The sequence below is a fragment of the Pseudoalteromonas sp. H103 genome (assembly GCF_001469205.1).
In the GTDB taxonomy this organism is placed as follows: Bacteria; Pseudomonadota; Gammaproteobacteria; order Enterobacterales; family Alteromonadaceae; genus Pseudoalteromonas; species Pseudoalteromonas carrageenovora.
This window is the reverse complement of sequence record NZ_LOFG01000005.1, coordinates 72,428-90,736: the sequence shown is the minus strand read 5'-3', so window position 1 is coordinate 90,736 and position 18,309 is coordinate 72,428. Positions and strand designations below refer to the sequence as shown.

Here is an 18,309-nt window from a genome sequence, read left to right as displayed (position 1 = left end):
ACCTATACGTGTTTTTATGATTTAAAATAGAGTAGGTCATAAAGACTCATTTTGTAAAGTGCTTATATTTAAGCTGTTGAATAGTAGCACTTTATTTTATTGGCACAGTATGTGTAATAGCTAAGTAACGTTAATGGTTACTGAGGTAGTTATGAACACATTTACAATAAATAATGTAAGCAACAATGTTGAGCTAGGCTCATTTTTTGAATCGCTTTTATTTACTGCTAATGCCGTATTAGGGTTAAGCGTTATTTGTATAGTTGTAAGTATTTTAATTAGCTACCCCTATGCAGAGTACTTTTCGATGCAGGTACAAATATCAGCACATATGAGCACTATTGTAGTGGCAGCTATTTTAAAAGTTAGTTATGTGCTGCGTTGTGTTGCTCAACATGGTTTAGGGCAGGAAGTACGCTAATGCGCCCACTAAATTTAACCGAGCCAATGCCAGCGCACATAGCTATCCATCAAGTAACTAAATGGCCGTTATGGATGCTTGCATTTAGACCTTACTTTTTAGCAGGCGGTTTGCTGGCATTTTTTTCGATAGGGTATTGGTTACTTATTTTAACGGGCCATGCTAGTTGGCACTTAACCATGCCAGCTACACTTTGGCACGCTCATGAAATGCTGTTTGGCTTTGCAGGAGTGGTTGCTGTAGGTTTTTTACTTACGGCGGCACAAACATGGACGGGCGTTGGAAGTATAAGTGGCAAAGCACTTATGCTACTTACTTTAATATGGGTAATTGCTCGTTTAGCTTTTTTTATTGTGCTACCAGATTTTGCCAATATTAATTTATTGGCTGTTATTGTGCTGCAGCTAGCATGGTGGATAGGTGCAATTGCTGCGCTGGCTAATATGCTATTAAAAGCACGCAGTAAAAATAACTATCAATTTTTAGCTATTTTAAGTGTGTTGTGCGCCCTCAATACACTTTATTTACTACTTGCTTTAAATAACAACCTGCAGCTTGCTTTGGCTGTGGTTGACACCGCCGTACTCGTTATTAGCTTACTGGTAGGCATTGTTGCAGGAAGGGTGCTTCCCTTTTTTACTGCTAAAGGTTTATTGCTTAGCGAGCAAACACGCACTCCTAAAATTGATAAAGCACTGCTGTATTTATCAATATTGGCAATTACTTTATTTTTTATCAGTAAGTTATTTTTAAGCTCAATTAGCCCTGCACTAATTGTTGCAATAGTTGCTGCGCTTCACTTAATTCGATCAGGGTTTTGGTGGGACGCAAAAGTGCTAAAAGTGCCTTTATTATGGTCTTTGCATTTTTCTTATCTTGCTTTAGGTGTTGGCTTAATGATGATTGCATTTAGCTTTTACACAAGCGGAATACCCTTCAAAGATGCGCTCCACCTTATCACTATTGGCACAATAGGGATGATGATTTTAGCCATGATGACCCGTGTATCGCTTGGTCATACAGGGCGTACGCTTAGCACCCCTAATTATGTATCTGTTGCTTTTGCGCTTGTGCTGGTGGCAGCTATTACTCGCTCAATACTCCCCTTAATTATTGGGCCACACTTTGCTTGGCAGATAAGTGCTTTGCTGTGGTTAGTGGCTTTTTTGTTATTTTTAATTTACTGCACACCTATATTAACGCGGCGTCGTGTTGATGGGCGTCGTGGTTAGTTTACCTACAGGAATACATTATGTTATCTGATAAAACCATTGAGATTGTTAAAAGCACCGTTCCGTTATTAGCGCAAGCCGGCACGGTTGTTACCGATCACTTTTATAAGCGTTTGTTTAGCCATAACCCAGAGCTTAAAAATATTTTTAATATGGCGAATCAAGACACCGGCCGCCAGCAATTTGCTTTGTTTAACGCCTTAGCGGCATACGCCCAAAATATTGATAACTTAGCGGTGTTAAAAGAGGCATTAGCGCGCATTAACCATAAGCACACCAGTTTAAATATTTTACCAGAGCACTACCCCATTGTTGGTGCTCATTTAATTGGCACCTTAAAAGAGCTAATACCAGAGCAGTTTACGCCAGATGTAGAATACGCATGGCGTGAAGCTTACGCACTGCTTGCTGATATTTGTATTACCGAAGAAGCGGCTTTGTATGAACACAGTAAAAGCACACTGGGTGGTTGGGTGGGTACTCGCCAATTTGAAATAACCAACAAGCAAGTTGAATCTGAGCTAGTAACAAGCTTTACACTTACGCCTGTAGATGGCGAAGCGGTTATTACCCATAAACCTGGCCAATATTTAGGTATTAAAGTTAAGCCAGAGGGCGCTGAATATGAAGAAATTCGCCAGTATTCTATTTCGCAAAAAAGTAACGGTAAAAACTACCGTATTAGTGTTAAAAAAGAGCTACAGCCAAAGCCTGGTGTGGTATCTAATTATTTACACTCACTAACACAAGGTGGCATAGTTGAACTATACCCGCCTGCAGGAGATTTCTTTTTACGTAATAACACAAACCCAGCAGTACTTATTTCAGCTGGTGTTGGGCAAACGCCAATGCTTGCGATGCTCGAAACGCTATTAAGCGATAACCCTAAACAAAATATTATGTATTTACATGCGTGCGAAAATACGCAGCAGCACTCGTTTGCACACTATTTAAATGAATTAAGTACGGCTTATAACAGCTTGCAAACTATAACGTGGTTTAATCAAAGCAGTGATGGGGCTGATTTTACTGGGCTAATGGATTTAACGGCCATAAAAACACAGTTACCTCTTACAAATGGCGATTTTTACTTATGTGGCCCCGCTGGGTTTATGGCGTTTGTGAAAAGCCAGTTACTGGCACTAGGCGTTAAAAACGAGCATATTCATTACGAAGTGTTTGGTCCGCATCAAGACTTATAAACCAAGTGAAAAATGATAAAGACACACAGTATTAATGCTGTGTGCCTTTTTAATAGTATTTTATTGCGCTTTACAACTTACTTTTTTAAGCTCAATAGACATATCTTTTTTAGGATAATAAAGCACGCACTGCTTGCCGATTATTTGTAAAACAAATTTTTCAGACTTTATATTATGCGCGCCCATTATGGGCATGCCATTTGAATCTTTACTTCCATGGCTTAGTAAAAGCTCGCTGCGTTTAGTAAAAACAGTGTCGGCCAGCGTAACTAGCTTGCCACCTTTAGCTTTTATAATCGCTTGTTGCAGCGTAGCTATAACGCCTGGGTTTACCTCTGTTAGTAGCGCAGGCTTAGCAGTGGCATTATTCATACTGTTACAGCCTCCAATAAATAATAATGTTAATACTGCCACTAGCTTTGTCATTACTTATCCTTATTTAACGTAGGCCATGTTAAATCCATATTGCCACGGTTAAAGTTATCAGGTGCGTTTAAAGGTAATAGTTGCTTGCTATCGCCAGCAGCGCTTTGTACTTGCGTTTTAATACTTGCAGAGGCGGTGCTAACAGGGCACGTGCCGTTATTATCAATATGATAAAGCGTAGTAGAGAGTATCCCTTCGTTTGGATCGCCTAATTGATTATCAAAGTCGTCACTAACTACACAGCCTTTTACATCAGCATCAAACTGCGGTGTAGGCGTTGGCGTAAAGCCTGCTGCATATTCACCAAATCCTTTACTGTTTACACCACTAAATTGAATCGTGTAATAGGTTGTTGCGCAGTTATGAGTTGGAGTAAAGCCGTATGGTTTGCCACAGGTTGTGTCGCCAATGAGCACTACCTCTGCGTCAATGCCTTTTAAGCCATTTATAAACGCCTCTGAGGCTGAGCAAGTGCCCGACGTACTAAGCACATACACCTTAGATAGGTTTAAATCGGGTAGGCTTTCACCAGTGCTAAAAAAGGTTGAGTAATCAATCTCTTCATCTATAAATGGAAAAGGCGATTCAACGGGTTGTTTATCGTTTTGCTGGGTTTGATAATAAATACGATTTTGCACATTTGCACTGCCAGCTACCATGTAGGCAAGCTGCGAAGAAAGCGCTAATAAACCGCCTCCGTTATATCTAAAGTCGATAACAAGCTCTTCTACGTTATCGGTTTTAAATTTATTAACCGCAGCAATTAAACCTTCCTGGGCAACCCCTATATGGCTATTAAACTGCATATAACCTACGTTTGTGCCATTTGCAGTGGTAATGGTTTTAACGTTTTGGACAGGCGTTTGCTCTATGTTGCCAGCAGTTACGTTAAAGGTTTTTTCAGCGCCATCGTTACTGCGCACAACTATGGTATGCGAATCGCCATTAGTGGGACTAAATAAACCTTCGTTTAGGGTATCTACGCCAGCTTGTGTGTTGGTATTTATACTTACACCATCAACTTCAAGTACGGTATCGCCTCGTTGAAAGCCTATTTGGCTCGCTGGTGAGTCATCTTCAAGGTAAGCAACACGCAAAATTCTATCGGCTGAGTCGCCTATAAATGCCCAATTTATGCCATAACCTGAGGTAACACCCGATTGCGCTTCTTGAAAGTAATCTTCAGAAGGCTCTGAAAAATGAAAGTTATCCTTTTTATCGCCTGAGTCAGTCAGTTCTTCGGTTTTTAGCTGAGCAAAGTACTCAGCTACCGTATCGAAAGACTCAGGGTCGTTATCGGTAATTTCGTCATACCAAAGGTAGGTTTCGTCACTCCACGAGCGAAGCCAAAGTTTTTCGTCAAGTGCTGAGCCTGCTTGGTCTGGGTAAGGCTCATTATTATTAAACGGATCGTTACCTGTGCGCGGTGTTTCGCAAAAGTTTTTTAAATCATCCGATGGCTCAAATACTCCAGCAGTCCAAGTTGGGGCTGAACTAGCAGGGGGGGTGACTACTGGGTCTGGTGTTGTATCCATGCTGCTACCACCGCCACAGCCAGCAAGCGTTAGGCCTGAAAGTGCAGCAATAATAGCGAGTGATGCTTTATTATTTTTAAACATACAAAACTACTTTTTGTAAATAAGTTGTTTAAAATACTACAACACCCGCCTATTTATTCAACGTATTTGGCCCTGATTTATGTAAATGAGTGTACAAACCAGGCTTTTTAGAGCTTGCTTGCGCTACTTTTATTAGCAAACGCTTGTCTTTGCCACGCATCAAATAGCTTTTGTTGTTTGTTTGATATTTTTAAACCGTATGTTTTTTTCATATAAGCGTAGGTGTCGGCAATGCGCTTACGGGCATAAAATGGTGGCTCTACTACGCGTTGTTTAAAGTTAACTTTTACTTCGCAGCGGCCATATTGTGTGGCGTTTTCGCTAAGCATACCAAAGCGATAGTTAGAGCGATCTGCGTTAATTTCGCCAATAGCGGGGGCTAAGTTGTTTATGTCGGCTTCCATTTTCCTAAATTTAGCACTGACCTTTCGGCAGTTTTTGCGTCCGCCGTCTTGCCAGCATTGTAGCTGGTGGCCAAACTCCCACGCGGGCACTATATGCTCCCATTCAATACGTAAAGCGCGCTGGTTTACTTTGCCTGAGCGGGTAAATGTATTACGAGGCACATAACCACAACTCGTTGGATCTGGCACTAGTTTTTTACCTTGTTTTTTAATGTCGCAGCCGCAGTAGAGGCTTTTGGCGTTATTAGGCAGGGTTTTAATTAAGTGTCTTTTAGCCGTTGAAAAACGGGTGAATTCTTCACTCGATGCCGAAAAACAAATACAACAAGCCACAAAGGCTAAAATAAATTTAAGCATATCCATCACATACGTGAACTACAGGAGGCGCTAGTTTAAAGCCTTGAAATTAAAATATAAACCTATTTAAAAATCCTTTTAAGCCTTAAGTTTTGCAAAAGTAGCAACATACCGCATAAACAAAATAGCACGCTGGTGGCTGCAAAGCTGATTAGTAACGGGTTGTTAAAATCTTCTCGCTCGTCGTAATCCATTATGTGCAGCATCCAAAAAAAGTCGAATATACGCCATAGAGTGCTGCGAACAGTAATTACTTTGCCGTTAATCGCATTTAAATACAGCGTGGTATTAAAGGTGTCGTTAAATTGTACTTGCCACACATTTGTTTTGTATCCGACCTCTCGAGTACCTTGTTTTAAAAGCGTTGTACTAATTGGCTTAGCGTCGATGAGTAAATGAGCCTGCGCATTAGCGGTAATTTGTATTTTAGTGGGTGGTTCAAAAGGGCGACCCGTTAAACCATTAAAGCTTTGCTGTTCGGTATTATTGATAACAGTAATAAGGGGAGTAGTTAAAAAGTTTTCAAATATTATTTGAGTGGGGTTAGCCATTTGTGAAGTAATATCATCGAGTGATGCAGGGTAGTCTGCTTGTGTAAATGGGTTTGTAAGTGTGCGTTTAGTAAGGTGTTTGCCGTGCACATAGTCAAGTGGAATAGCGCTCATAACTAAGCCGCCTAAAAGCCAAGCTAAAATTTGTAAGGCAAGTAAATAGCCTAGCCACTTATGTAATTTGCGTGCACGCTTAAATATTTTTTTGCTCATATTTATCTTCTTATTATTTTTAGCGTTAGTTTATTATAGCTTCCCACGCTTTTGCTGCGGCATTTTGTCGCAGTTTTTCATAAGTTTATAAATATGAGGCTTTAATGACATCAATAGATTTTAGTTAATTTTAGCTTTCACGCAGGGCATTTATTAGCTCTTGTTTGTTCATTTTAGATCGCCCGCTAATGCCCACCTCTTTTGCTTTGTCGTATAACTGTTTTTTTGTACGTTGCTCATACTGAGAGGCTTTGCCGCCTTTAACTGCTGTTTTATGGGTATTGCTATTGGCAATACGTGCTGCTTTTTGTTTACTCATGCCCTCATCGCGAAGTGCATCGTACTGATCGTCGTTTTTAATTTGTGGACCATGATCTACCATTTTAATGCTCCTTAAAAATCGTTACTTACACAGTGTGTGTATTAATTTCATTGTTTAATTGTAAAACTAAGCAATTAAGCCAGCTTAATTAAAACGAGCAAGTTAGGTGCCAAAAGCGTTAAAAAGTGCATTTATGAAGATAAAGCAAGGATTACTGCTTTGTTAATTTGGTATAAAAGTAAAACTGCGTTAAAGTTTGCGATGAAACTATAAGAGGGTAAAAAGCAGACAATGTCGGAAATTCAATTTTTAAATGTAGATCTAGAGCTTGAGTCTAAACATGATATTAGCGCCTTAGTGGCAGACTTAAAGAAAAACGCGACGGTTTTGCATTATGATAAAGACGAATATCGTCAACTTGCGCGTATTGAAGCCTCAGGTGAAATATCAACACCAGATAAAGCTATTAACCACTTGTGCGAGCTTATTGAGTCGTGTTCACGTAATGCGCTTAAACAATGGCTAAGCTGCTCGCGAAGAACGTTTGATATTGGCTTTGAATCGGGCACGTCACCTAAGTGCTTTAACCAAGCCCTACATGCAGACACACTGCTCCGTATATCTGCGATTGGTGCAGGTATGGAAATTACAATTTATCCTATCGAAAAATAAAAAGAAGTAATTACCTGCGCTCTACAACTGCTGCGGTCATTTTTGATACGCAGCATAGCTCATTGCGACTATTTGTTATTTTTATTTCCCACACAGAACTACGTTTACCTATATGAAAAGCCCTAGCGGTTGCAGTTAAAGTACCATTGCGAGATGCTTTTAAATGGCTTGCGCTAATTTCCTGCCCTACACAATAAAACTTTGTAAAATCGACAACAAAATTAGCAGCATAGCTTGCTACTGTTTCAGCAAGTACTACATTTGCACCACCGTGAACCATACCCATAGGATTATGATGCTCAGGAATTGCTGGCATAGTAGCAACTAGGTAATCGTCACCAATTTCTGTGACTTCAATACTCATGGTTTTCATTAATGTGCCTTGGCCGTTAATGCCTTCCTCTAACTGTTTGCAAAGCTCTAAAGTGATGGGTTGGTGCCAAATACTCATAATTACTCCTTTGAATTAAAACCAAGTTTATTGCACTTTATAAATGTGAATTTTATAAATACCTAAAATGTACACATATGCTTTTAGTTTAGCTATTTTAAAGCAGAATTTAAATTTGCGATTTTTATTTAACTGTATATACTCACAGTTAAATGTACTGTATGGAAAACCAGTTGTATGCGACCATTAACGAAACGCCAAGCTCAAATACTAGAACTCATTAAAGTTTTTATTAAAGACACTGGTATGCCTCCTACACGTGCCGAAATAGCGCAAACATTAGGTTTTAAAAGTGCTAATGCAGCAGAAGAACACTTAAAAGCGCTTGCTAAAAAGGGTGTAATTAAGATGAAGCCAGGTGCAAGCCGTGGCATTCAATTAATTGAAGAAGAAGAGCCAGAGCAATTAGGCTTACCTCTTATAGGGCGTGTTGCTGCAGGCTCACCTATTTTGGCGCAAGAACATGTTGAGAGCCATTGCAAAATAGACCCTTTAATGTTTAAACCAGCCGCCGATTTTTTACTTCGTGTAAATGGCATGAGTATGAAAGATATTGGTATTATGGATGGCGATTTACTGGCTGTACATCGCACTCAAACTGCTGAAAACGGCCAAGTTGTGGTTGCACGAGTAGATGAAGATGTAACCGTAAAACGCTTAGAAAAAGCAGGCCGCAAAGTATTATTACACGCCGAAAACGAAGAGTTTACGCCAATAGAAGTAGACCTTGAAAATGAGTCTTTTAATATTGAAGGCTTAGCAGTAGGCGTAATTAGAAACGCCGATTGGATGTAATTTCTAGCCTATATTAGATAGTAAATTTATAAATGCGCACTTTTTAGTGTGCATTTTTGTTTTAAAAACTCACCTTTTAGCAATACTAAAACAGCTATATAGTTATTTAAGCTGTAAACTTTTTTGCACTCGTACTTAACTCTTCTTTTATGTGATACACCCCCTATTTTTTCTCGTTTTTTGATTATTAAATTTGTATTTATGTTGGTGTAATTAAGGCTAATTTTAAAATACAACTTGTTTGTTTTTTATACTGAAACTTGCTTGTTGTATGTTTTTTAGCTAATTATTAATTTGCTGGGCTAACAATAACTCACAGCTTTTAGTTTTGAGAACACACAATATACACAAACTCTTTGTTGGCACAGCAATACCAATTGAAACAAATAAGATTGGTTAAATAATAAAAATAACGAATAGGCGTTTAAGCCGTATGCCTCTTCGCTTTGCACTCGCAATAGCATCAAAGGAGCCGTCACATGGGTAAACTGACCTCTACCTTGTGGTTTGTATTGATTGTTTTTCCGCAGCATGTAATGGCAAATAGCCAATACAATATGCGCAAAGGCGTAACCGATATAAGCAATAATGTATATCAGCTACACATGACCATATTTTTAATATGTTGTGTGATTGGGGTGATAGTGTTCGCAATTATGTTTTGGGCACTTATTCATCACCGTAAATCTAAAGGGGCAGTACCTGCCCAATTTCATGAAAGTACTAAAGTAGAAATACTTTGGACTGCCATTCCATTTGTTATCTTAATTGCCATGGCAATCCCTGCCACTAAAACACTTATTGCAATGGAAGATGCCAGCAAAGCTGATTTAACCATTAAAATTACGGGTTCGCAGTGGAAGTGGCATTACGAATACATGGGTGAGGATGTCGCGTTTTACTCAATTTTATCTACCCCTCAAGATGAAATAGCCAACCTTGCAGATAAAAATCCAAATTATTTGCTTGAAGTTGATAAGCCATTAGTGCTGCCAATTAATCAAAAAGTACGTTTTTTAATGACCTCAGATGACGTTATTCACTCTTGGTGGGTACCTGACTTTGCTGTTAAAAAAGATGCAAACCCCGGCTTCATAAACGAAACATGGACCAACATTAACGAAGAAGGTATTTACCGAGGACAGTGCGCTGAGCTGTGCGGTAAAGATCATGGCTTTATGCCAGTGGTGGTTGAGGCAAAATCGCAGGAAGATTTTAATGCTTGGCTTGCTGATTCAAAACAAGCAAAGCAAAAAGCGGCATTAGCCGATGCAGCTCTGCTTGATCAAACGTTGCCTAAAGAAGAGTTAATGACTTTAGGCGAGCAAGTGTATATGGCAAGTTGCGCCGCGTGTCATCAGCCAACGGGCATGGGCTTACCGGGCGTATTTCCTGCACTTAAAGGCAGCCCCATTGTGCTTGGTGATATAAAAGATCACATTGATATTGTGATCCATGGTCGCCCTGGTACTGCAATGCAAGCTTTTGCTAAACAACTATCAATCAAACAACTTGCGGCAGTCATTACCTACAAACGCAATGCGTGGGGTAACGATACGGGTGATGTAATTCAACCTAGTGAGATTCAGGCAGCACTTGATGCTGATGGGGAGGCGAACTAATGAGTAGCATAGTAGAACAATCTAACGCCAATGAAGCTCACCACGGTCATCATCCTGCAAAAGGCTTTAAGCGCTGGTTATATACAACCAATCATAAAGATATTGGCAGCTTATATTTAATTTTTTCGCTGACTATGTTTTTAATTGGCGGCGCTATGGCTATGGTCATTAGGGCCGAATTATTTCAACCTGGGTTACAGCTAGTTGAGCCTCATTTTTTTAATCAAATGACCACTGTACATGGCTTGATTATGGTATTTGGTGCGGTTATGCCAGCCTTTACTGGCCTTGCTAACTGGATGGTGCCATTAATGATTGGTGCGCCAGATATGGCACTACCAAGAATGAATAACTGGAGCTTTTGGATATTACCCTTCGCATTTTTAATCCTGCTGGCTTCTTTATTTATGCCTGGCGGTGGGCCTGCATTCGGCTGGACTTTTTACGCTCCTCTTTCAACTACTTACAGTAACGATAATACTGCGTTGTTTGTATTTGCCGTTCATATTATGGGTATCAGCTCAATTATGGGGGCAATCAATGTAATTGTGACCATAGTTAATTTACGTGCTCCGGGTATGACATGGATGAAGCTTCCGTTATTCGTGTGGACATGGCTAATAACTGCATTTTTGTTAATTGCTGTTATGCCTGTACTTGCGGGAGCTGTGACCATGGTACTCACTGATAAATACTTTGCTACTAGCTTTTTTGATGCGGCCGGCGGTGGTGACCCGGTTATGTTTCAGCACATATTTTGGTTTTTTGGTCACCCTGAAGTATACATCATGATTTTGCCAGCTTTTGGCATTATATCGACCATAGTACCTACCTTTTCACGTAAAAAACTATTTGGTTATGCGTCCATGGTGTACGCCACCTCATCCATTGCGCTACTTAGTTTTATTGTATGGGCTCACCATATGTTTACCACAGGTATGCCGGTGGCTGGCGAGTTATTTTTTATGTACGCAACGATGCTTATATCGGTGCCAACTGGAGTAAAAGTATTTAACTGGGTAGCGACCATGTGGAAAGGCTCAATTAGCTTTGAAGTCCCCATGCTATTTAGTATTGCCTTTATTGTGCTGTTTACCTTAGGAGGCTTTTCTGGGTTGATGTTAGCCATTACACCTGCTGATTTTCAGTATCATGATACGTACTTTGTGGTGGCGCATTTTCACTATGTATTAGTAACCGGGGCCATCTTTTCGATAATGGCGGGTGCTTATTACTGGCTGCCTAAATGGACCGGTAATATGTTTAATATTACCTTGGCTAAATGGCATTTTTGGCTATCGCTTGTCAGTGTAAATGTACTGTTTTTTCCTATGCATTTTGTAGGGCTTGCCGGTATGCCCAGGCGTATTCCAGATTACGCTCTGCAGTTTGCCGATTTTAACGCCATTATTAGTATTGGTGGGTTTGCATTTGGTTTATCGCAGCTTTTATTTGTGGCCGTGGTAATTAAGTGCGCCCGAGGTGGCGATAAAGTGCCTGCAAAAGTGTGGGATGGTGCCGAAGGTTTAGAGTGGGAAGTTGAATCTCCAGCGCCGTATCATACCTTTTCTACACCACCGGAAATTAAGTAATGACTCACGCGCCGCTACTTAAACGCTTAGTACTTATTTGCATAGGTATGTTTGCTTTTGCTTTTGCCTTAGTGCCCTTATACGACGTATTTTGCGATGTAACAGGTCTAAATGGTAAGCCATCGCTTGAGCAAGCAAAGCTAAGTACACAGGTTACTCAAAACCGAGAAATAGGGGTGAGTTTTACAACCCATGCGCATAGTGGCGCGCCATTTGTTGTTAAGTCAAAAGAATACAGTGTTGCTGTTAAACCCGGTGCTATGCGTGAGGTAATGTTTAGCGCTAAAAATAACAGTAACCTCGATAAAGTAATGCAAGCTGTGCCCTCGGTTTCTCCCGGTAAAGCGGCTAAGTATTTACATAAAATTGCCTGTTTTTGCTTTGATCAGCAACCGCTAAAAGCAGGGGAGGAACTTGAGTTTAAACTACTTTTTTATGTCGATACCGCATTACCAACCGATATAGAAGAGCTAACTTTATCGTACACCGTATTTGATATTAGTGAGCAGCTAGTAGCGAGCAATAACTAGCCTGCATGTCTAGTGTAAAACTAGGAGCAAGTAACATGAATCAAGAATATGAAAATTACTACGTACCAGAGCAAAGCCCGTGGCCAATAGTGGGCGCTATTGCTTTATTTTTTATTGCGGTAGGTGCTGCATTAACGGTTATGAGTGCCTCAAAAGAAGGAGGTGGGAGCGGCGTTTACTTGCTATACGTTGGTATTGCCGTGCTTTTATACATGCTTTATAGCTGGTTTAAAAATGTAATTACTGAGTCCGATCAAGGCTTATATTCAGCGCAAATGGATCGTTCGTTCAGACAAGGTATGAGCTGGTTTATTTTTTCTGAAGTAATGTTTTTTATGGCCTTTTTTGGCGCTTTATTTTACGCCCGAATACTATCTGTGCCTTGGTTAGGTGGGGCTGGCAATAATGCGATGACTAACGAGGTTTTGTGGCCCACTTTTGAAGCGGTTTGGCCGCTAGTGACAACGCCAGCAGGGGATACAACTCAAGCTATGGGTTGGCAAGGCCTACCGCTTATTAATACGCTTATATTACTCGCTTCATCGGTTACTTTGCATTTTGCCCACGTAGCAATGGAAAACAATAAACGTACGACACTTAAAGTATTTCTAGGGGCAACTATTTTATTAGGTGTTTGCTTTTTGGCTTTGCAAGTTGAGGAGTATATACACGCCTATAACGATTTAAATTTAACGCTTGATGCCGGTGTTTACGGTAATACGTTCTTTTTATTGACTGGTTTTCATGGCATGCATGTAACCCTTGGCACTGTACTGTTGCTGGTTATTTTTTTACGAATATTAAAAGGGCACTTTACTAAAGATAAGCATTTTGCATTTCAAGCTGCTGCTTGGTACTGGCATTTTGTAGATGTGGTATGGCTATGTTTATTTGTATTTGTATATGTGCTGTAGCATTTATTGGGGAATTATTAGCTTTAATAAAGCCAAATTTAAGTGCGGCAATTACCATAATTAATACAACAACCGAAAATATCACGCGGCGGCCTAAAAAGTGAGACATAGGCCGTCCATTTGTTTTACCCGATACCATAATAAATAAAGCTCTAAATAAGTTAAAAAGTATAAACAATAACAACAGTACGATAATAATTTTAATAATCACTGGGTTGAACCTTATGCAGTTAGTTTTATGGCACAAACAAAAGCTTAGCTCAATAATCACACTTTGTATGGTGGCGGTTGTGGTACTTATTTGTGTGCGCTTAGGGTTTTGGCAGCTACAAAGAGCTGAGCAAAAACAGCAGCAGTTAACGGCTATTGAAAAATTGCAAACCCAAGGTGTTATGAGTTGGCAGCAACTTACTAATTTACCATCCAACTGGAATAAAACAGGGGTGTTGGTTGAATTAACTGGGGCATTTATTCAAGAGCAATATTGGCTGTTAGATAATCAAGTTTATAACGGGCAAGTCGGATACGACTTATTAGTATTGTTTAAACCAGCAGATGACTCCCACACTATTTTGGTAAACCTTGGCTGGGTTAAGGCTCCGTTATCTCGAAGTGAATTACCAAAAATAAAGCTTCCTACTAAGCGCTTTACATTAATCGCACAAATAAAAGAGAACAACCTCAGTGGCTTTACGCTTGAACGCGAAGCTGCTCCCTCCAATATTAGAATTCAAAATATTGACCTTAATAAGCTAAGCAAAACAAGTAAGCAAAAACTCGTTAACTATATGGCTTATAGGCAAGGTGAAGGGGATGAATTAGCTACTCCTCATTATAAAGCTGTTGTTATGAGCCCGCAAAAACATCATGCCTACGCCGTACAGTGGTTTTTAATCGCCATTGCTTGTGTATTCGTGGCTGTTTTTGCTAGTAAAAAAAGGACACACAATGAAAAATAAACCACTTTTATTATTTGTAATCTGCTGCGCCATACCACTAGCTCTAGCGTATGGTGCGCTTAAATTTGATTGGTTACCAGCGGCGATAACAAATCATGGTGAGTTTTTAAAACAAGAAGTAAAGCTTACTAATTGGCAAAAAAACAACCCCAAACAGTGGACGATTGCTCTAAATTACTCCGCAGAGTGTAACAGTGCATGTAATGAACAACTAAGTGCGCTAGATAATTTATATGTGGCATTGGGTAAAAACCAAGGCAAGGTCGATATGGCGGTGATGGGGATCGTTAATGATAAAAAACTGCCTTGGAAAATGATAAGCGGCCAACAAAATTTAAAGCCAGCCAGCTTGTATTTAATCGATCATATGGGGCTTGTAGTTCTTGAATATCCTTTTAAAACGCAGCCACAAGAAAACCGTTTAGTACAAAAAGGTTTATTAAAAGATCTAAAAAAATTACTTAATTATTCTCGTTCGAGCTAATTGCTAAGCTTACTTAAGTTGGAGTATTTAATGTATAAAAATTATAAAAACTATGTATTAATAACAGGCTTACTTGCTTTAGTTGTAGTGGCATTGGGTGCCTACACCCGACTAAGTGATGCAGGCCTTGGTTGCCCAGACTGGCCCGGCTGTTATGGTTTTTTAACCGTCCCAAAACATGAAGCTGATATAGCACTCGCTACGCAAAGCTACCCCGACATGATGTTTGAAACCGCAAAAGCGTGGAAAGAAATGATCCATCGTTATTTTGCAGGTGCCTTAGGTTTACTTATTTTAGGTTTGTTTATATTGGCCTTTTTAAAGCGCCAATATCCAACCACACCCGTTAAGTTGCCTCTGGCTTTACTTTTACTTGTAGTATTTCAGGCCGCACTTGGAATGTGGACTGTAACCATGAACTTACAGCCACTTATTGTGATGGGCCATTTATTAGGTGGCTTTAGTATTTTATCGCTAATTACACTTTTGTATTTACGCTTAACAGCCAAACCTATAATGGGTGGAGACAGCGGCGCAAAAAGGTATTTTAGCTTGAGTCTAGTCGCGCTAGGTGTGCTCATTATTCAAATAGCGCTTGGCGGTTGGCTTGCTGCAAATTATGCGGCACCGCATTGTAATGGTTTACCTTTGTGTAGCTACGCTCAACCATTTTCGCTCAGTAGTGTATTTCAGTTACCCCTTGAGCACAGTAATTACGAGTTTGGTGTGTTGTCGCAACAAGCGCGTATGTCTATACATTTATTGCATCGTATTTGGGCGCTTGTAACGTGTGTTGTTTTAGCTTTTATAATGTGGCGAATATACAGCCAAGCATACTCTCAAAAAATAAAAAATTGTGTGGTTAGCGTACTTGTTGCCTTACTTTGTCAGATAAGTTTAGGGCTTGCGGTGGTGCATTGGCACTTTCCGTTAGGGGTAGCACTGGCGCACAATTTAATGGCTGCCATACTATTATTAACAATGGTTAGGTTGTGTTACTACCTAAAGTCACGCACATAAAGGGGGAATTGTTATGGCACTTACAATTGATAAAAAAGCACTACAAGGCGAGAGCTCGCTACCTTTAATTAATCGTACTTATAATTTACTGCAAGATTACTTAGCTATCAGCAAATTTAAGGTTGTGGCTATGCTCGTATTAACAGCTTGGGTAGGCTTAGCGCTGGCTCCAGATGTAGGTAGAGGCATAGCTGTACAATTTACGAGTTTATTAGGTATTGGTTTACTATCTGCGGCAGCTGCGGTGATCAATCACGTTGTTGACAGCGAGATAGACTCAAAAATGGCGCGTACGCGTCATCGTCCTGTTGCTAAAGGGCGTTTGAGTAAGACCCACGCACTTAGTTTTGCAGCTGCTATTGGCGTAGCAGGTTTTATTATGCTGATGGTGTGGGCAAATACACTGACCGCAATATTGACTTTATTTGCATTGGTTGGCTATGCCTTTGTGTATACTTCATTTTTAAAACGTGTCACTCCGCAAAATATTGTTATTGGTGGTTTAGCGGGCGCTATGCCTCCGTTGCTTGGTTGGGTGTCTGAAACAGACCAAATGGCAGCCGCTCCATGGTTACTTGTAATGATTATTTTTACCTGGACACCACCGCACTTCTGGGCGCTTGCGATAGCCCGTAAAAGTGATTATGAACGAGCTAAAATACCCATGTTACCTGTTACTCACGGAATAGATTTTTGTAAAACATGTGTGGTTGCCTATTCTGTTTTACTGGCCGTTGTATGTGTATTACCTTACTTAATTGGTATGTCGGGATTAATATATTTAATTGGAGCTTGTGCATTAAATGCAGTATTCATATACAAAGCCGTTAAGTTAAAAGTTGCCGGAAACGATGAAACTGCTATGGACTTATTTCATTTTTCAATCATTCATTTAATGGTACTCTTTGTCGTATTATTTATAGATAAATGGCTCCCTTTATGATGCGATTAAAGCTCTGTTTTAGTATTGTTTTAATGCTATTTTTATCAGCCTGTTCAGATAAAAATAGCCCCCCTGATGTAGATGCGTTAGTTTACGAAACCGCAAAACCACTGTCGGACTTTAAGCTCAATAATCAAAATGGAGAGTTAGTTACTAAAGCGCAGTTTTTAGGGCAATGGAATTTAGTATTTTTAGGTTATACAAGTTGCCCCGATATTTGCCCATTGACCCTTGTGAAGCTAAACAATGTTTATAAAAATTTGCACAACGATTACCCGCTACAAATTTGGTTTATGTCGGTCGACCCTAAGCGAGATACAGCACAAAAACGAAAAGCTTATATAGATTATTTTAATCCTGACTTTTTAGCTGTATCAGGTCCCCATAAAGACCTATTTCCTTTAGTAAGGGAGCTTGGCTTAATTTACGCTATAAGCGATTCTAACGAATCAGAATATGCAGTTGATCATAGCGCATCTGTGGCACTGGTTGATCAAAACGGTGCTGTAAGAGCTATTTTTAAGCCTGAATTTAAACAAGGCAGCGTACCGTTAATCAATGCCTCACAATTAACAGAAGAGTTTATAAAAATAGCTGACTACTCTAAAAACTAGTTTTTAACTTTTAATGAATTTTAAAGGAGCTTTATGCTCCTTTTTTGTATTTTTAATGCATTTATACCAATCCGCAATAATACTTAATCATTTTGCGGGGCTAAACGTATCGCTATCTGCGTTAAAAAACTCTCATTTAGAACAACTAAATAGCGAATTTTTTGCCTACCTATCAACACGTTTTTCCACCCTCAAAATAGATCACTTAATTAAGCGAATTGGTATTATAATTTTTTTTTACCCTTTTATGGCAATTTCAATAACTAGGTCTAAGCTTTTGTTATGAATTGAATTGACAGGGAAAGTCCCAAAAAAATGCTAAAGCTACCCAGTGAACTTGCCATCACGCAAGTTGAGACTCTACATCAAGATTTACTCCAAGAACTCAATTGCAATGATGATATTTGCATTGACGTTAGTGATGTTAGATCTGCTGACACTGCTTCAATTCAACTTTTATGTTCCCTACAAAAACACCTGCAAACCATCCATCATAAAATAATTTGGGTTGGCAGCAGCGAAGCGTTAACGCATACCGTTAATCAACTCGGTTTAAGTCAATATTTAATACTCGAAAGTAAAGATTAGAGGTTTATATGAAAAGAATTTTAGCGGTTGATGATTCTGCATCAATGCGTCAAATGGTGAGTTTTACCCTAAAAACAGCAGGGTTTGATGTAACCGAAGCAAAAGATGGTAGCGAAGCTTTAGCAATTGCAAAGCAGCAAGATTTTGATGCGGTAATATCCGATGTAAACATGCCTATTATGGACGGTATTACATTAATAAGAGAGCTGCGCACCTTACCTAATTATAAATTTACGCCATTGCTTATGCTCACAACAGAGTCTGGACTTGATAAAAAAGTAGAGGGAAAAGCCGCAGGTGCTACAGGTTGGATTGTAAAACCTTTTAACCCTGATCAGTTGTTAGCGGTAATTAAAAAGGTTATTCGCTAGGGAGCGC

General features: G+C 39.6%; 23 protein-coding genes. 16 read left to right on the top strand and 7 right to left on the bottom strand.

Annotated elements, in window-relative coordinates:
• Positions 1 to 151 precede the first annotated feature (151 nt).
• The 3 genes from ATS74_RS05665 to hmpA are packed head-to-tail and all read left to right on the top strand — an operon-like array spanning position 152 to position 2,855.
• Complete coding sequence (locus ATS74_RS05665; RefSeq protein ID WP_058547994.1) at positions 152 to 421, top strand: hypothetical protein; 270 nt, start codon at positions 152 to 154, stop codon at positions 419 to 421.
• Positions 421 to 1,653, top strand: coding sequence for an NnrS family protein (locus tag ATS74_RS05660; protein WP_058547963.1), 1,233 nt, complete (start codon positions 421 to 423; stop codon positions 1,651 to 1,653). Before ATS74_RS05665 ends, ATS74_RS05660 begins: the two co-directional genes overlap by 1 nt.
• A 20-nt stretch (positions 1,654 to 1,673) precedes the next feature.
• Complete coding sequence (gene hmpA / locus ATS74_RS05655) at positions 1,674 to 2,855, top strand: NO-inducible flavohemoprotein (protein WP_058547962.1); 1,182 nt, start codon at positions 1,674 to 1,676, stop codon at positions 2,853 to 2,855.
• Between the two features lie 60 nt (positions 2,856 to 2,915).
• On the opposite strand, the gene ATS74_RS05650 is transcribed toward hmpA, so the two are convergent.
• From ATS74_RS05650 to ATS74_RS05630, 5 genes are all read right to left on the bottom strand, one after another.
• A complete protein-coding gene (locus ATS74_RS05650; protein ID WP_058547961.1) occupies positions 2,916 to 3,281 on the bottom strand; it encodes a hypothetical protein in 366 nt (121 codons plus the stop codon).
• Positions 3,281 to 4,900: a S41 family peptidase gene (locus ATS74_RS05645; protein WP_058547960.1), complete on the bottom strand. Its 1,620-nt coding sequence runs from the start codon at positions 4,898 to 4,900 to the stop codon at positions 3,281 to 3,283. Before ATS74_RS05645 ends, ATS74_RS05650 begins: the two co-directional genes overlap by 1 nt.
• A 107-nt stretch (positions 4,901 to 5,007) precedes the next feature.
• Complete coding sequence (locus tag ATS74_RS05640; protein WP_058547959.1) at positions 5,008 to 5,667, bottom strand: endonuclease; 660 nt, start codon at positions 5,665 to 5,667, stop codon at positions 5,008 to 5,010.
• A 56-nt stretch (positions 5,668 to 5,723) separates the two neighbouring features.
• Entirely contained in the window at positions 5,724 to 6,425 is a 702-nt protein-coding gene (locus ATS74_RS05635; RefSeq protein WP_058547958.1) for a hypothetical protein, read from the bottom strand.
• A 130-nt stretch (positions 6,426 to 6,555) separates the two neighbouring features.
• Positions 6,556 to 6,807, bottom strand: coding sequence for a DUF7218 family protein (locus ATS74_RS05630; RefSeq protein ID WP_058547957.1), 252 nt, complete (start codon positions 6,805 to 6,807; stop codon positions 6,556 to 6,558).
• 231 nt (positions 6,808 to 7,038) lie between these two features.
• Between ATS74_RS05630 and ATS74_RS05625 the strand changes: the two genes are divergently transcribed.
• Positions 7,039 to 7,419, top strand: coding sequence for a hypothetical protein (locus ATS74_RS05625; protein ID WP_058547956.1), 381 nt, complete (start codon positions 7,039 to 7,041; stop codon positions 7,417 to 7,419).
• Positions 7,420 to 7,429: 10 nt separating this feature from the next.
• On the opposite strand, the gene ATS74_RS05620 is transcribed toward ATS74_RS05625, so the two are convergent.
• On the bottom strand, positions 7,430 to 7,870 hold the full coding sequence (locus ATS74_RS05620) for a PaaI family thioesterase (protein ID WP_058547955.1): 441 nt from the start codon (positions 7,868 to 7,870) through the stop codon (positions 7,430 to 7,432).
• 177 nt (positions 7,871 to 8,047) lie between these two features.
• Here ATS74_RS05620 and lexA point away from each other — a divergent pair, with 177 nt between their 5' ends.
• From lexA to ATS74_RS05590, 5 genes are all read left to right on the top strand, one after another.
• Positions 8,048 to 8,665 carry a transcriptional repressor LexA gene (lexA, locus tag ATS74_RS05615; RefSeq protein WP_058547954.1) on the top strand — a complete coding sequence of 206 codons (618 nt, stop codon included), beginning with the start codon at positions 8,048 to 8,050 and terminating at the stop codon, positions 8,663 to 8,665.
• A gap of 479 nt (positions 8,666 to 9,144) precedes the next feature.
• Positions 9,145 to 10,287, top strand: a complete 1,143-nt coding sequence (gene coxB, locus ATS74_RS05605; RefSeq protein ID WP_058547952.1) for a cytochrome c oxidase subunit II — start codon at positions 9,145 to 9,147, stop codon at positions 10,285 to 10,287.
• Positions 10,287 to 11,879 (top strand): cytochrome c oxidase subunit I, encoded by a 1,593-nt coding sequence (ctaD, locus tag ATS74_RS05600; RefSeq protein ID WP_058547951.1) that lies wholly within the window; start codon positions 10,287 to 10,289, stop codon positions 11,877 to 11,879. The genes coxB and ctaD overlap by 1 nt, the downstream gene beginning before the upstream one ends.
• On the top strand, positions 11,879 to 12,409 hold the full coding sequence (locus ATS74_RS05595) for a cytochrome c oxidase assembly protein (protein ID WP_058547950.1): 531 nt from the start codon (positions 11,879 to 11,881) through the stop codon (positions 12,407 to 12,409). The genes ctaD and ATS74_RS05595 overlap by 1 nt, the downstream gene beginning before the upstream one ends.
• Before the next feature lie 35 nt (positions 12,410 to 12,444).
• Complete coding sequence (locus ATS74_RS05590) at positions 12,445 to 13,323, top strand: cytochrome c oxidase subunit 3 (RefSeq protein WP_058547949.1); 879 nt, start codon at positions 12,445 to 12,447, stop codon at positions 13,321 to 13,323.
• Here ATS74_RS05590 and ATS74_RS20200 read toward each other — a convergent pair.
• The gene (locus ATS74_RS20200) at positions 13,226 to 13,534 is read right to left on the bottom strand and encodes a DUF2909 domain-containing protein (protein WP_082660565.1); all 309 of its coding nucleotides are present in this window, start codon (positions 13,532 to 13,534) and stop codon (positions 13,226 to 13,228) included. The genes ATS74_RS05590 and ATS74_RS20200 overlap by 98 nt on opposite strands.
• Before the next feature lie 13 nt (positions 13,535 to 13,547).
• Here ATS74_RS20200 and ATS74_RS05585 point away from each other — a divergent pair, with 13 nt between their 5' ends.
• From ATS74_RS05585 to ATS74_RS05550, 7 genes are all read left to right on the top strand, one after another.
• Positions 13,548 to 14,282 (top strand): SURF1 family protein, encoded by a 735-nt coding sequence (locus ATS74_RS05585; RefSeq protein WP_058547948.1) that lies wholly within the window; start codon positions 13,548 to 13,550, stop codon positions 14,280 to 14,282.
• Positions 14,272 to 14,766 carry a hypothetical protein gene (locus ATS74_RS05580; protein ID WP_058547947.1) on the top strand — a complete coding sequence of 165 codons (495 nt, stop codon included), beginning with the start codon at positions 14,272 to 14,274 and terminating at the stop codon, positions 14,764 to 14,766. The genes ATS74_RS05585 and ATS74_RS05580 overlap by 11 nt, the downstream gene beginning before the upstream one ends.
• A 30-nt stretch (positions 14,767 to 14,796) precedes the next feature.
• Positions 14,797 to 15,786 (top strand): COX15/CtaA family protein, encoded by a 990-nt coding sequence (locus ATS74_RS05575; protein ID WP_058547946.1) that lies wholly within the window; start codon positions 14,797 to 14,799, stop codon positions 15,784 to 15,786.
• A 13-nt stretch (positions 15,787 to 15,799) separates the two neighbouring features.
• Positions 15,800 to 16,729, top strand: coding sequence for a heme o synthase (cyoE, locus tag ATS74_RS05570; RefSeq protein ID WP_058547945.1), 930 nt, complete (start codon positions 15,800 to 15,802; stop codon positions 16,727 to 16,729).
• Positions 16,726 to 17,343 (top strand): SCO family protein, encoded by a 618-nt coding sequence (locus ATS74_RS05565; protein ID WP_152996106.1) that lies wholly within the window; start codon positions 16,726 to 16,728, stop codon positions 17,341 to 17,343. Before cyoE ends, ATS74_RS05565 begins: the two co-directional genes overlap by 4 nt.
• A 315-nt stretch (positions 17,344 to 17,658) precedes the next feature.
• Entirely contained in the window at positions 17,659 to 17,931 is a 273-nt protein-coding gene (locus ATS74_RS05555; RefSeq protein ID WP_058547943.1) for an STAS domain-containing protein, read from the top strand.
• Positions 17,932 to 17,939: 8 nt separating this feature from the next.
• A complete protein-coding gene (locus ATS74_RS05550; protein ID WP_058547942.1) occupies positions 17,940 to 18,302 on the top strand; it encodes a response regulator in 363 nt (120 codons plus the stop codon).
• Positions 18,303 to 18,309 lie beyond the last annotated feature (7 nt).